This is a genomic window from Kitasatospora sp. NPDC051705 (genome assembly GCF_044453265.1).
Taxonomy (GTDB): domain Bacteria; phylum Actinomycetota; class Actinomycetes; order Streptomycetales; family Streptomycetaceae; genus Kitasatospora.
This window is the reverse complement of record NZ_JBITCO010000009.1, coordinates 209,473-222,489: the sequence shown is the minus strand read 5'-3', so window position 1 is coordinate 222,489 and position 13,017 is coordinate 209,473. Positions and strand designations below refer to the sequence as shown.

At 75.2% G+C, this 13,017-nt stretch carries 10 protein-coding genes; 4 read left to right on the top strand and 6 right to left on the bottom strand.

Features of this window, described 5'->3' with window-relative positions:
- Positions 1-212 precede the first annotated feature (212 nt).
- Both ACIA8Q_RS15050 and ACIA8Q_RS15045 read right to left on the bottom strand, forming a co-directional pair.
- On the bottom strand, positions 213-692 hold the full coding sequence (locus ACIA8Q_RS15050) for a hypothetical protein (protein WP_360214310.1): 480 nt from the start codon (positions 690-692) through the stop codon (positions 213-215).
- A 13-nt stretch (positions 693-705) separates the two neighbouring features.
- Positions 706-1,506, bottom strand: coding sequence for a metalloregulator ArsR/SmtB family transcription factor (locus ACIA8Q_RS15045; RefSeq protein WP_360214386.1), 801 nt, complete (start codon positions 1,504-1,506; stop codon positions 706-708).
- Between the two features lie 246 nt (positions 1,507-1,752).
- On the opposite strand from ACIA8Q_RS15045, the gene ACIA8Q_RS15040 reads away from it, so the two are divergent.
- Entirely contained in the window at positions 1,753-3,264 is a 1,512-nt protein-coding gene (locus ACIA8Q_RS15040) for a PQQ-binding-like beta-propeller repeat protein (RefSeq protein WP_360214308.1), read from the top strand.
- A gap of 34 nt (positions 3,265-3,298) precedes the next feature.
- On the opposite strand, the gene ACIA8Q_RS15035 is transcribed toward ACIA8Q_RS15040, so the two are convergent.
- On the bottom strand, positions 3,299-5,683 hold the full coding sequence (locus ACIA8Q_RS15035) for a tetratricopeptide repeat protein (RefSeq protein WP_360214306.1): 2,385 nt from the start codon (positions 5,681-5,683) through the stop codon (positions 3,299-3,301).
- Between the two features lie 276 nt (positions 5,684-5,959).
- Between ACIA8Q_RS15035 and ACIA8Q_RS15030 the strand changes: the two genes are divergently transcribed.
- Positions 5,960-6,769 (top strand): alpha/beta hydrolase, encoded by an 810-nt coding sequence (locus ACIA8Q_RS15030; RefSeq protein WP_360214304.1) that lies wholly within the window; start codon positions 5,960-5,962, stop codon positions 6,767-6,769.
- 39 nt (positions 6,770-6,808) lie between these two features.
- Here ACIA8Q_RS15030 and ACIA8Q_RS15025 read toward each other — a convergent pair whose 3' ends face one another.
- The gene (locus ACIA8Q_RS15025; RefSeq protein ID WP_360214302.1) at positions 6,809-7,825 is read right to left on the bottom strand and encodes a helix-turn-helix domain-containing protein; all 1,017 of its coding nucleotides are present in this window, start codon (positions 7,823-7,825) and stop codon (positions 6,809-6,811) included.
- A gap of 215 nt (positions 7,826-8,040) precedes the next feature.
- Between ACIA8Q_RS15025 and ACIA8Q_RS15020 the strand changes: the two genes are divergently transcribed.
- Positions 8,041-9,435 carry an alpha/beta fold hydrolase gene (locus tag ACIA8Q_RS15020; RefSeq protein ID WP_360214300.1) on the top strand — a complete coding sequence of 465 codons (1,395 nt, stop codon included), beginning with the start codon at positions 8,041-8,043 and terminating at the stop codon, positions 9,433-9,435.
- Positions 9,436-9,566: 131 nt separating this feature from the next.
- On the opposite strand, the gene ACIA8Q_RS15015 is transcribed toward ACIA8Q_RS15020, so the two are convergent.
- Both ACIA8Q_RS15015 and ACIA8Q_RS15010 read right to left on the bottom strand, forming a co-directional pair.
- Complete coding sequence (locus ACIA8Q_RS15015; RefSeq protein ID WP_360214298.1) at positions 9,567-10,124, bottom strand: hypothetical protein; 558 nt, start codon at positions 10,122-10,124, stop codon at positions 9,567-9,569.
- Positions 10,121-11,263 carry a serine hydrolase domain-containing protein gene (locus ACIA8Q_RS15010; protein ID WP_360214296.1) on the bottom strand — a complete coding sequence of 381 codons (1,143 nt, stop codon included), beginning with the start codon at positions 11,261-11,263 and terminating at the stop codon, positions 10,121-10,123. The genes ACIA8Q_RS15015 and ACIA8Q_RS15010 overlap by 4 nt, the downstream gene beginning before the upstream one ends.
- A gap of 373 nt (positions 11,264-11,636) precedes the next feature.
- Between ACIA8Q_RS15010 and ACIA8Q_RS15005 the strand changes: the two genes are divergently transcribed.
- A complete protein-coding gene (locus ACIA8Q_RS15005) occupies positions 11,637-12,884 on the top strand; it encodes an acetylhydrolase (protein ID WP_360214295.1) in 1,248 nt (415 codons plus the stop codon).
- The last annotated feature ends 133 nt before the right edge of the window (positions 12,885-13,017 follow it).

Genomic DNA, 13,017 nt, shown 5'->3' with positions numbered 1-13,017 from the left:
ACGCCCCGGTGCCGCGCCCCGGCCCCGGTTCAACCTACCGCCCCGCGGGGGCGGGCCGTCACCGGTGCCGGGCCCTCGGGGCGGGGCCGGGGTCCGGTCCGGCGCGGCCCGCGCGGCGGGCGTGGGCGGAGGCCGGCGGGGGTGCCGGCCGGCCCGCCGGGCGGAGCGGGAAGTCGGCCCGGCCGACCTCCCACTCCGGCCGGCCCGGAGCGCTACGCGGCGACCAGGGCGCGAAACTGTGCCGTGTGGGCGGGCAGTTCGACGTCGGCGAGGCCGGTGAGCAGGTCCCGCAGCGGGAGCGGCCGGTCGACCAGGACCGTGCCGTTCGAGAGCAGCAGGGTGGGCACCGGGGTGTCGAGCTCGGCCTCGCTCAGGCCCGGGCCGGCGAGGGCGCAGAGGGCCTCGCCCTGCACCCGGATGCGTTCCCGGAGGCCGGCGGTGCCGCCGCCCGCGAGGGCGATCGTCCGGTCGATCGTCCAGGTGTCCAGGGCGTGGCGGTTGTCGTAGCCGGTGTTCGCACCCGCGGTGACGGCCGAGACGGCGGCCAGCGTGGTGGCGGTGACCAGGGAGACGTGGGCGAGCACCTGGTCGGCCGTCCACTCGCCGTCCGGCGGGGCGGCCGGGGTGCCGGGGGCCGCGGCGGCGTCGAGGAGGGCGCGGTAGGCCGCGCGGAGCCGGGTGGTGTCGAGCATGTCGTCCGCCCCCTCAGGCCTGCGGGCGGGACATCGCCCAGGGGGCCTGCGGGAGCGCCTCGCCGGTTTCGAGCAGGGACTTGAGGTTGGCCAGCACGGCCGCCCAGCCGTGCGAGATGCCCCGGTACATCTCCAGGTTGGGCAGGTTCTCGTGGGTCACGGTGAGCCGGACGATCGACTCGTGCGGCTCGACGAGGAAGGTCACCACGGACGCGTCCTCGGCGGGCCGCGGGTCGTCGCCGCCCTTCGGCGCGTCGTCGAAGGTGAGCACCAGCCGGGTCGGCGGTTCGGCCTCCAGGACGCGGCCCACGACGTCGAGGGTGCCGGAGCCGTCCGTCCGGCGGTGCTCCCAGCGGGAGCCGGGCCGCCAGTCGGAGACGTTGGCGTGCGCCCAGTAGCGGGCGGTGAGGTCGGCGTCCGTCAGGGCCTGCCAGACCTGCTCGGCGGTGGCGCGGATGTAGGTGACGTAGACGTAGCTGGGCACGGGGGTGCTGGTGGCGGTCATGGCGTAGTCCTCTGCCTGGTTCTTGACGGCGCTGATCAATTGCAGGTTGGGCTTCTCGAAGCCGGCGATCCAGCGTTCCTCGATCTCGTGGATCGGGACCGGGTTGAGGTAGTGCAGCCGCTCCCGGCCCCGGCGCACGATGGTGACGAGGTTGGCCCGCTGGAGCACGTCCAGGTGCTGGGTGGCGGACTGGCGGGCCATGGCGAGGTGCTCGCACAGCTCGCGCAGGGTCTGGCCGTTCTGCTCGCGCAGGCGGTCGAGGAGGAGGCGGCGGGTGGGGTCGGCCAGTGCTTTGAAGACCGAGTCCATCGCTGATGCTTCGAGGCTCACGTTTCGATTATGCAGGTGTTTGACTGCCTATTGTCAACCGGGGGACGCGCGGGTGGCGGGTGGCGGGTGGCGGGTGGCGGGTGGCGGGTGGCGGGCCGGGGCTGGGCCGGGGGCCGGGGCTGGGCCGGGTTTTCCACGCTCTTGGTTTTGGATCTTTCCTTGTCCTGAAATCATCCGATGATCGGCGCTCGTGTGGCGGGCGGCGCTTCACGGAGAGGGACCGGCATGGCCGACGTGCCCGGGGACAAGGACGTCCGAACGGGGCGGGCCGGCGCGAGGCGGTTCGGGCCGTCCGGGCCCGCCCTGGACCGGGACACCTGGATGGTGGTCTCCGGGGGCCTGCTCGGCGCCTTCTTCGCGAGCATGGGCCTGGCGGTGCTGCTCGGGCCGTCCCAGGGCTTCGGCGGCGACAGCCTCGGATCCATGGGCATCGTCAGCATCCTCGGCCTGATGCCGTGTGCAGCCGGCCTGCTCTGGGCCCTGCTCCACCCCCGGCGCGGCGTCCCCGCCATCGCGGGCGGCGCGGCGCTGGGCGTCGGCGCGTTCGCGCTGTTCGCCGGGACGGGCCTCAACGACGACTGGAAGGCGCCGCCCGACCGGCCGGCCACCGCCCGCGCCGTCGGCAGCTGGACCAGCGGGAACCTCGTCGTCCGGGTCCGGCCCGACCAGGTGGTGGCCTACCGCAGCGGCACCGGCACCGTCGCCTGGCGGTGGACGCCCCCCGGCGACGACTCCGTGTGCGCCATGAGCCGCGGCACCGGCCGCGGCCTCGGACTGCTCGGCCACTCCCCGCACGACCAGCCCTGCGGATCCGTGACCGCGCTCGACCTCTCCGACGGCACGGCCCGGTGGACGGCCGTGGCCGACGCCCCCGCCCGGTTCGGCGACACCGCCGAACCGGACCTGCTCGCCGTCGCCGACGACGAGGCCGTCCTCCAGGAACGGACCGACTGGCGGGCCCTGCGCCTCGCCGACGGCGCCGCCGCCTGGCGCAGCGACCCGGACACCGGCTGCGCGCCGCTCCAGGTGGCCGGAGGAGCGGCGGCGGTCGTCACCGTCGCCCAGTGCGGGGCGGCCGAACCCGTGCTGCGCTCGCTCTCCCCGGCCGACGGCCGGGAGCAGACGCGGGTCGCGCTCCCCGGCGCGGGCGGACTGCGGAACCTGGCCGTCGTCTCCGTCGAGCCGCTCGCGGTGTGGGTGGACACCCAGGGCGAGCGCGGCACGCACGCCGTCCTCAGCTACGACCGGGCCGGCCGGCAGCGGGCCGCGATACCGGTCACCGGTGACGAGTACGACCTCGACGTGATGCTCGGCGGGGTCCACGCCTTCGACGAGTTCGACGCCCGGCCGCTGTACGGCGGCGTGGTCGTCGGCGACCTGCTGATCGTCCCCGGCAAACGGCCCGACGACGTGCGGATCACCGGTGGCAAGAACCCCAGCCGCACCGCCACCGGGCGGCTGGTCGCCTACTCCCTCGCGGACGGCGCCAAGCGCTGGACGGCCGGGCTGGACGACCAGGTCATCGGCGTGGCGGTCGACGGCCCCTCGGTGTGGGCGCTCACCCGGGACAAGCTCACCAGCGTCGACGCGGCCACCGGGCGGCAGCGCAGCGAACTGGACGTCAACGACACGGTGTCGGTCAACCCCGTCACCCTGTCCGTCACCGGCCGGGAGCGGTTCACCGTGGTGGCGGAGGACGGGACCCGGGACGAGCCCCCGGCGCGCGGTCTCGGCTGAGGGGCGGGGCGGGGGCGGTGACGGAGCGTCGGGGTCAGTCCGGCGGAGCCTGGCCCCGCTCCGCAGCCTGCGCACGGTTGGCCAGGGCCCTGGCCTCGTTGTGGCGGTCGTCGAGCTCTCGGAAGATGGTGGCGGCCCGGGACAACGAATCGAGGGCCTCGTCGAACCTGCCCGCCCGGCTCTGAGCGAGGCCGAGGTTGTTCAGCGCACCGCCCCTGCGGTGGTGGTCGTGGAGTTCGGCGTAGGTCGCGGCGGCCCGGGTGTGGGCATCGATGGCTTCGTCGAACCTGCGGGCCTTCCGCAGCGCGATACCGAGGTTGTTCAGGGTGCTGGCCTGGCTGTGGGGGTCGTGGAGGTCACGGAAGACGGTGCCCGCCCAGGTGAGGAGGTCGATGGCCTCCTCCAACTTGCCCACCTTCACCAGAGCCTCGCTGAGGGTGGCCAGGGTCATGGCCTCCCGGTGGCGGTCGTGGAGTTCGGCGTAGGTCGCGGCGGCCCGGTCGTGGGCGGCGATGGCTTCCTCGAACCTGTGGACCGCCGTGTGTGCGGCACCGAGGTTGTTCAGCAAGGAGGCTTGGCTCTCGAGGTCGTGGAGGTCACGGAACACGGTGCCGATCCGGGAGAGGACCTCGATGGCTTCCTCGAACCTGCGGGCCTCCCTCAGGGCGAGGCTCAGGTTGTTCAGGGCCTTGGCTTCGCCATGACGGTCGTGGAGCTCGGCGAAGATCGCGGCTGCCCGGGTCTGGACGTCGATGGACTGCTCGAACCTGCGGACGTCCCGGAGCGCGACCCCGAGGTTGACCAGCGCCACGGCCTCACCACTGCGGTCTCCCAGTCGGCGGCGTAGGGCGACGACCCGGGTGTGGGCGTCGATGGCCTCCTCGAACCTGCGCTTCTTCCGCAGGGTGACGCCGAGGTTGTTCAGGGCCCCGGCTTCGCCCGCGTGGTCGCCTCGCTCGCGGAACGTCCTCAAGGCGGCGGCGGTGACGTCGAGCAGGTCGTCGAGATGACGACGGCGGCTCAGGAAGTGGGACAGGTTCAGGGCGAGGGAGGTCGTCGCGCGCGGCCGCCCGAGGGGCGGGGCGGCGGTGACGAGGGCGATGAGGTTGGGCCGCTCTGCGTCCAGCCAGGCCAGGGCCGCCGCGAGGTCGGCGAAGCGGGGCGAGGGCGGATCGAGGAGGGCGGCGAGATGGGTGTTGGCGGCCCGGAGGGTGGCGGTGAAGTGCTCGTGCAGCCGGTCCTGGGCGGCGTCGCGGTGGTCGGCGGCGGCGTGGGCGGGCAGGTTCCCCTGCTCTCCCGCGTAGAGGCGGACGAGGTCGTGCATGCGCCAGCGCCCCCACCCGCCGGCCTGCTCGACGAGGTGGGCGCGGGAGAGGTCGCAGAGCAGCTCCTCGGCCTCGACGTCGTCGACCCCGGCCAGTGCGGCGGCGGCCTCGGTGGCCAGGTCGGGGCCCGGGTTGAGGGAGAGCAGACGGAAGAGGCGGGCGTGGGTGGCGTCCAGGCGCCGGTAGGAGAGGTCGAACGCGGCGCGGACGGCGAAGTCCTCGTAGTGGAGCCGCCTCAGCCGGGTGTGGTCCGCCTCCAGGGCCCTCGCCAGGGAGGACAGCGGCCGGCCTGGGCTGTCGGCGAGCAGCGCGCCCGCGATGCGCAGGGCCAGCGGCAGACCGGCGCAGAGCCGGACGACCGTCGCCGCGTCCTCGGGGGCGTCGGACACCCGGGTGTCGCCCCCGCCGCGGGCCTCGCGCAGGGCGTGGTCGAGGAGGTCGACGGAGGCCCGGGGGCCGAGGGCCGTGAGGTCGTGCAACCGGGCGTCGACGGCGAGGCCGTCACGGGAGGTGACGAGGGCGGCGGTGACGCCGTCGCCCGGCAGCAGGGGGCGGACCTGGTCGGAGCCGGCGGCGTTGTCGATGACGAGCAGGACGGGGCGGCCCGCCCGGGCGAGGGCGGCCAGGGCACTGCGGAAGAGCCGGGACCGGTCCTGGACGCCGGGCGGGATGTGCTCGGCCGGGATGCCCAGGGCGCGCAGCCAGCCGTCGAGGGCGTGGTCGGGGGAGAGGTGGTGGTCCGGGTCGTAGCCGAGCAGGTCGACGAAGAGGGCTCCGCCGGGGAACCACGACTCCTCGCGGAGCGCCGCATGGGCCGTCTGGACGGCGAGTTCGGTCTTCCCGATGCCCGCGAGGCCGGCCACCACCTGGACGCGCGGCGACTGCCCGGCGGCCCCGGGGGCGAGCCCCGCGAGGAGGGTCGCCAGCTCGGCGTCGCGGCCGGTGAAGGTGGAGGAGCACGGGGGGAGGCCGGAGAGCGCCCGGTCGATCTCCCGGGGAAGGCGGAGGTTGACGTGCCTGCCCTGGACCACGGTGTTGAGGAACACCCCGTCACGGATCTCGTTGTGCACACCCGGTGCTGCCTCGGCCGACACTCCGGCGCCTCCCCCTCGCGATCTGTTCCGTCACACCCTAGGGAAGGCCGGGCGATCGTGGGCCGGGAACGCCGACGAGCTCTCGGTGGCCCGGGCTACATCACCCTCGGTGACACCGACGCCCCGGCCGGGGCTGTGACCGGCCGCCTCCCCGCCGGGTCGGGCCCGCGCCCCCGGCGGCCGCGTCGGCGACCACCGGTTCCGTCACTGATCTGAGCCTTCCGACCGGTTGTGTCAGGCTGGTGGGGGAGCACCGCCGAGATCGGGAGGCTCGTGATGTCCGAGGTCAGGGTCAACGGGGTGTCGCTGCACTACGAGGTCCGTGGCGAGGGCCCGGGGATCGTCCTGGTGCACGGCTCGTGGAGCGACGCCGACGGCTGGGCGCGGGTGCTGCCGGGCCTGGCCGAGTCCACCACCGCCGTCGCCTACGACCGCCGGGGGCACAGCCGCAGCGAGGACCCGCTGACCCAGGGGTCGGTCCACGAGGACGCCGCCGACCTGGCCGGCCTGATCCAGGCCCTCGGCTTCGCCCCCGCCTTCGTCTACGGCGACTCCTACGGCGCCCTGGTGGCCCTCCGGCTGGCGGCCGCCCGTCCCGACCTGATGCGGGGCATCGCCGTCCACGAGCCGCCCGGCACCGGCATCCTGCTCGCCGACCCGGACCTGCGCCCGATCGGCACCGCCTTCGCCGACCGGATCGCCGCCGTCCGGGCGCTGCTGGAGCAGGCGGAGTCGGCGGCCGCCGCCGAGCTGTACGTGGAGACCCTGGCCTTCGGCCCCGGCGCGTGGGAGCAGCTGCCCGCGCCGATACGGCACACGTACATCCGCAACGCGCCGACCTACCTGGACGAGCTGCGGGACCCGGACGCGCTGGACCTCGACCTGGCCGGCCTGGCGCACTTCACCGATCCCGTGCTGCTGACGCAGAGCGACGACAGCGCCCCGATGTTCGGCGAGGTGCTGGACCTGATCGACCTCACGCTGCCGAAGGCCGAACGGCACCTGTACGCCGGCGCCGGTCACGCTCCGCACCTGTCGCAGCCGGAGGAATGGGTGCAGGCGGTCCTGCCGCGCGCGTTGGTGTGACGCGTACCCAGGGGGCGTGGGACGGGCGTACGCGCCGGTTCACGAGCCGCCCTCGCCGCCGTCCTCCTGGGCCTCCACCAGTTCCTCGCCGCGCGGCGTCCGCCGGTACAAGACCTCGCGCCCGCTGCGCACCCGGCTCACCAGGCCCGCGCGGTGCAGAACCCCGAGGTGGTACGAGACCGTGCCCGCGCTGAGGAAGTGCCGGGCGGCCAGGGCCGCCGTGGTGGCCGGACCGACCAGTGCGGACAGCAGGTCCGCCCGGGTCGGCCCGAGCAGCTGGGCCAGCGAGGGAGCGGGGGCGTGCGGCACGGTCGACGGCACCCGCGGGACCGGGTACATCACCGTCGGCGCGCGGTGCACGCCGTCGACCGGGTCCAGGATGAGGTGGATCTCGTGGCTCACCAGCGTCGGCACCAGCAGGACCATCCGGGCTGGCAGCGCCACCTCGAAGCGGCTCTCCAACTCGATCCGCCCCTCGGCCCAGCACATCTGCGGGGCCAGCGAGTTGAACAGCGCGCCCGAGCCGTGCCGGGCCAGGAACCGGCCCCGCTGGTCGATCTCGGCGTCCAGCACGGCCCGGGCGTCCGCCCAGTACGGGGCGAGCGCCACGTCCCAGTAGCGGCCCAGCTCGTCCGCGACCCGCTCGGCGAAGTAGCGGGGCCCGCGCGCCAGCGTGCGCAGCACGACGTCGGGCACCGGACGGCCGTTCAGCCGGGCCGCGGGCACGCCGTGCTGCACCGTGTCCAGCTCCGCCCGCACCCGCTCCGGCGGCGTCCGGCGGACGGCCTCCAGCTGCTCCGCGACGGTCGGGGCCGGGCCGGTCGGGTGGGGGGAGAGGAAGTCGGGCAGGTAGCCGCCGGCCTGGTCCAGCGCCAGTCCGGACAGCAGCTCCAGCCGCTCCCGCCGCAGCACCCGGCGGGTCCGGCCCACCCAGGCGTACGGGCCGGTGCGGGTGTTCAGCCCGGACGCCATCAGGGTGTTCACCGCCTCGTGCAGCGGTGACACCGCGAAACGGGTGCGGGCGAGCCCGGTCGAGTCGATGGTGAGCCGGATCACGGCCGCCGTCCTTCCCCCTGCGTCCTGCGCTGCGTGCGCCGCCGGACCGGGGCGCACCGCCCGTGTCACCGACGCCGTCCGATGGGCCGTTCGGGTCCTCGACCCTTCGAAGCTGGTCGAATCCTGGCCCTAATCCTCGCGTCCGGAGCGGCCCAGGGCACAGGCTTTTCCGTGACCGCGTCAGTACGGCACGCGGTCCGACCGGAAGGACGAACATGACGAGCACGCGCGGCCGCATCGCCGCCCTGCTGGGCGCCGTCGCGGTGGTCGCCGGCACCACGCTGGCCACTCCCGCCGCCGCGGCCCCGGCGGGCCCCGACCGGCCCGCCCCCGGCAGCGGACTCACCGGACAGGCCCCCTGCCCGGACCTGCCGGACTTCACCTGCGCGACCCTCACCGTCCCGCTCGACCACAGCGGCTCCGACCCCGGCGCCCTCGGGCTGAAGGTCGCCGTCGGCGGCAACACCCACGCCCCCAAGGGCGATCTGCTCTTCCTCACCGGTGGGCCGGGCCAGCCCGGCGTGCCGCTGGTGAAGCGGGTCGCGGACGGTCTGGCGCCCGTCCTCAAGGACTACCGCCTGGTCATGTTCGACCAGCGGGGCACCGGCGGCGGCGCGCTGCAGTGCCCCGCCCTCCAGGAGCAGATGGGCGCCTCCGACCTCACCCCGCCCACCCCGCAGGCCGTCCGGGACTGCGCGGCCGCGCTCGGCCCCGACCGGCGCCACTACGCCACCGCGGACACCGTCGACGACATCGACCTGCTGCGCCGCGCCCTCGGCGCCCACCGCCTCACGCTGGACGGCGTCTCCTACGGCACCTTCGTCGCCGAGCGGTACGCGCTCGCCCACCCCGGCCACGTGAACCGGCTGGTGCTCGACTCCGTGGTCCCGCAACAGGGTTACGACCCCTTGGACCTCGCCGCCCTGCCCGCCGGTGCCCGGGTGCTGCGGGCCGCCTGCCAGGCCACCGGCTGCACCACCGACCCGGGCGCCGACCTCGCCGAGACCGTCCGCCGCTACCACGACGGGCCGGCCGTGCTGGACACGCTCACCAGCTACGAGTTCGTCGACCCGAACTACGGCGGGATCCCGGAGGCCCTGCACGAGGCCGCCGCCGGACACCCCGAGAAGCTCCAGGGCTTCATCGAGGGAGCGCACGAGGGCGACGCGGTGCCGGCCGAATTCCTCAGCCAGGGCCTGCACGCCAGCACCCTGTGCGCCGACGGCCACTACCCGTGGGGCACCTCGGACACCCCGGTGGAGGGCCGGGCGGCGGCGCTGGAGCGCACCCGGCAGCGGCTCACCGCCGAGCAGACCTGGCCGTTCGACCCGGCCACCGCCACCGGGCTCGGCAGCCTGCTGACCTGCCTGGACTGGCCGCGCGAGAAGGTCCCGCCGACCCCGCCCGCGCACCGGAAGCTGCCCGACGTGCCGGTGCTGCTGCTCGGCGGGGACCGTGACCTCTCCACCCCGCTGGAGTGGCTGCACCAGGAGGCCGCCATGGCGCACGACCCGCAGGTCGTGATCGTGCCGGGTGCGGCGCACTCGGTGCAGTCCCGGGACCGCAGCGGCGTCGGGCGCAAGGCGGTGTTCGACTTCCTGCTCGCGTAGCAGGGAAACCCCGCCCGTGCGGCGGGAGGGGACGGACCGTTCGGGACGGGGGTCTGAACGGTCCGTCCGCACGTCGTACGGGGGACGGGATCCTGCCGGTGGGGACGGGGCCCGCGGTGGGCGGGCGGGCGTCAGTCCTTCGCCAGGCCCCAGCCGTCGTCCGGGACGGAGCGGTCCGGCTCGGGGCAGTCGGTGTGCTCGTAGCCCCAGAGCAGGGCCTTGTGCAGCAGCCAGTCGTCGAGCGGGGGCGCGTCGCGCTCCTCGCGGTCGACGAGGACGAACACCGCCCGGACCTCCCCGGCCACCGGCACCTCCAGGGTGCGCTGGTCGGGGAGGTTCTCGTACGTCACCGTGTTCCAGGAGCAGCCGGCGGCGGTCAGCGCGGCGACCAGGGACGACTCCGTGACCCGGGTGTCGAGGGTCTGCAACGCGCCCCCGGGAAGCGGCAGTTCGAGGTCTCCGTGCCAGACCGGAAGCGAGAGCGACTGGAGCCGGCGGCAGTGGCAGAACACCGTCACCACGTCGCCCCAGCCGAAGCCGTGCGGCCAGCGGGACGCGCGGTGGATCCGCCCGCCGTCCCAGGGATCCCCGTAGCGGGCGGCGAGTGCGGGCAGCGAGGCGTTGTAACGGAAGTCGCCGAGGCCGCCGGTGGCGGCCATCGCGGTCAGCCGGGCCAGGAAGTCCGTCACGCCAGGCACCCGCGCAGCGCCTCGATCAGCCTGGTCGCCCGGGCGTCGCCGTGGCCGATCATCCGGTTCGCGACGTACCCGAAGCCGACGCCGAACTCGTCGTCCCCGAAGGCGAACTGGCCGCCGGCGCCGTCGTTGCCGAAGCTGCGGGCGCCGAGCAGTCCGCGGAAGCCGGGGGAGTCGAGCAGCACGCCCGAGCCCCAGCGGGCGCCCATGTCGAAGCCCAGGAAGCCCTGGCCGGAAGAGAGTTCGCGCACCACGTCGGTGACGGTCGCCGCCGCCAGCAGTCGCTCGCCGCCGTCCAGGCCGGTCACGGCCGCCGCGTACAGGCCCGCCAGGCCGGTCGCGGAGGCGACGGCGCCCGCCCCGGGCAGCTCGATCGCGTGCAGGGCCGGGTCGTTCCAGCCGTGCGGGGCATCCAGCCCGGGGAAGACCAGGGCGCCGTTCATGGTGACGATCCGGGTGAGCAGGTGCTCCGGGCCGGGCATCGGGCGGCGGCCCTCCGACTCCACCAGCCTTGCCAGATCGCCGAGTTCGCTCTCCGGGAGGCCGATCCGGACCGGCAGGCCGAGCGGATCCGCGATCTCCTCGCGGAGGAACGCGCCCGGGGTCAGCCCGGTGATCCGGCGGATCACCTCGCCCACGGCGAAGCCGAACACGTGCCCGTGGTACTCGTGGCCGGTGCCGGGCTCCCAGAGCGGCGGCTGCTCCTCGATCGCCCGCACGACGGGCTCCCAGGCGGCGATCTCCTCGAAGGAGAGCACCGCGTCCAGCGCCGGGATGCCGGCGCGGTGGCCGAGCACCATCCGGGTGGTGACGTCCTGCTTGCCGTGCCGGGCGAACTCGGGCCAGTAGCGGGCGATCGGCGCGTCGAGGTCCAGGCGGCCCCGCTGGGCGAGGAGGTGGGCGAGGATGCTCACCGGGCCCTTGGCGCAGGAGAAGACCGGGACGACGGTCCGCGGCGTCCACGGCCGGCCGGTGCGCTCGTCGGCCGTCCCGCCGTACAGTTCGACGACCTTGCGGCCGCCGACGAACACCGTGGCGGCGGCACCGAGTTCGGGGAACTCCTCGAAGTTGCGGGCGAAGGCGTCCGCGACCGCTCCGTAGCGTTCGTCGGCCCACCCCTGGTACTGCTGCATGGCTCTGCCCGTCCTTCCGGCCCCAAGATCATCGACCGGACCACGCTACGGGAGCGGTGCGACCGGTACGAGGGGTTTTCGCAGGCCGGGGTCGACGGGACGGGCGGAGCCCGCGCGGTGGGCCGCACCGGTGTGACGGGCGGGGCCGGTTTGACGGACGGGGGGCGGTGACGAACGGGGGCGACGGGCTCCCGGCGGGGAGGGCGGCACCGCCGACTGCATCGGCCCAGGGGTGTACATCCGTGGGCCGACCCCCGGGCGGACGATCGACCGGCGGTCTGATGCCGCCCGCAGGAGGCGCGTGACAGCGTTCCCCTTGCCCACGGACCCTCCGGGGCACCCCGATTGACGACCCGCCACCACAGGAGGCACCGTGACCGCCACAACGTCCACCGGCCCGAGGGACGTGACGCGCCGCCGCGTGCTCGGAGCCGCGCTGGCCGCCGGAGCCGCCGTGCCGCTCGCCGCCGTCGCCGGCCCCGCCCGGGCGGACCAGGGCGCACCGGGAGCCCCGGCCGGCCCGGGTCCGTCCGCGCCCGCCCCGACCCGGCTCACGCTGCCCGCCCCGACCGGACCGCACCCGGTGGGCACCGTCCAGCTGCACCTCGTCGACCGGTCACGCCCGGACGACATCGCGGGCCCCGGGCACTTCCGCGAGCTGATGGTCACCGTCTGGTACCCCGCCCGGGACGTCGAACGGTTCCCGGTGGCGCCCTGGATGCAGCCCGCCCCGTTGAAGGCGTACCTCGACGCCGTGGGGTTCGGCGCGCTGGCCGACCTGGCGCCGGTCACCTCCGGCCACGTCGGCGCCCCGGTGCTGCGGTCGGGCCGGCGGCTGCCCGTCCTCCTGTACTCGCACGGCGCGCACAGCCACCAGGGCGACCACACGACCATCGTCCAGCAACTCGCCAGCCACGGCTACGCCGTCGTGACGGTGGCCCACACCTACGACACCTTCGCGGAGTTCCCCGACGGGCGGCTCGTCGCCCCGCTCGACCACCCGACCGACGCCAGCCTCCCCAGGGGCTTCGCCGCCGACCTGCGCTCCGTCCTCGACGCCGTCGAGCAGCTCGCCGCCGGGTGCAACCCGGACGCCGAGCGGCGCGCGCTCCCGGCCGGACTGCTCGGCGGCCTCGACCCCCACCGCATCGGCGCGTTCGGCTGGTCGAAGGGCGGGTCCGCCACCGCCTGCGCGATGCTCGACGACCGGCGGATCAGGGCCGGGCTCAGCCTCGACGCCCCGATGCTGATGAACCCGCCGCTCACCGGCGACCTGGACCGTCCGTTCATGCTGATGACCGCCGAGAAGACCCCGACGCAGGAACCGGCCGTCGCCCGGTTCTGGACGCTCCTGCGGGGCTGGCGGCTGGCCGTCCAGGCCCAGGGCGCCGCCCACGTGTCGTACGGCGACGACGAGGCGCTGTTCCCGCAGGTGGCGAAGCTGGTCGGGTGGAGCGGGCAACAGCTCCAGGACGTGATCGGCACCCTCGACCCCGACCAGGGCGTGCGGATCCAGCAGGCGTACCCGCTCGCGTTCTTCGACCAGCACCTGCGCGAGCGCCGGGACCACCTGCTCGACGGGCCCTCCCCGGCCTTCCCGGCGGTGACCTTCCTCGGGTGAGACCCGGGGCCGTGGGGCCTGGCTGCGGAGGGCGTGACCCTCGGGGGGCGGCCGCGGGGGCGCACCGGCGGGGGCGCGGCCGCAGCCAGGAGTCCGGGCCGGCGCGACCGGGAGGCCGGGGACGCGGTGGAGC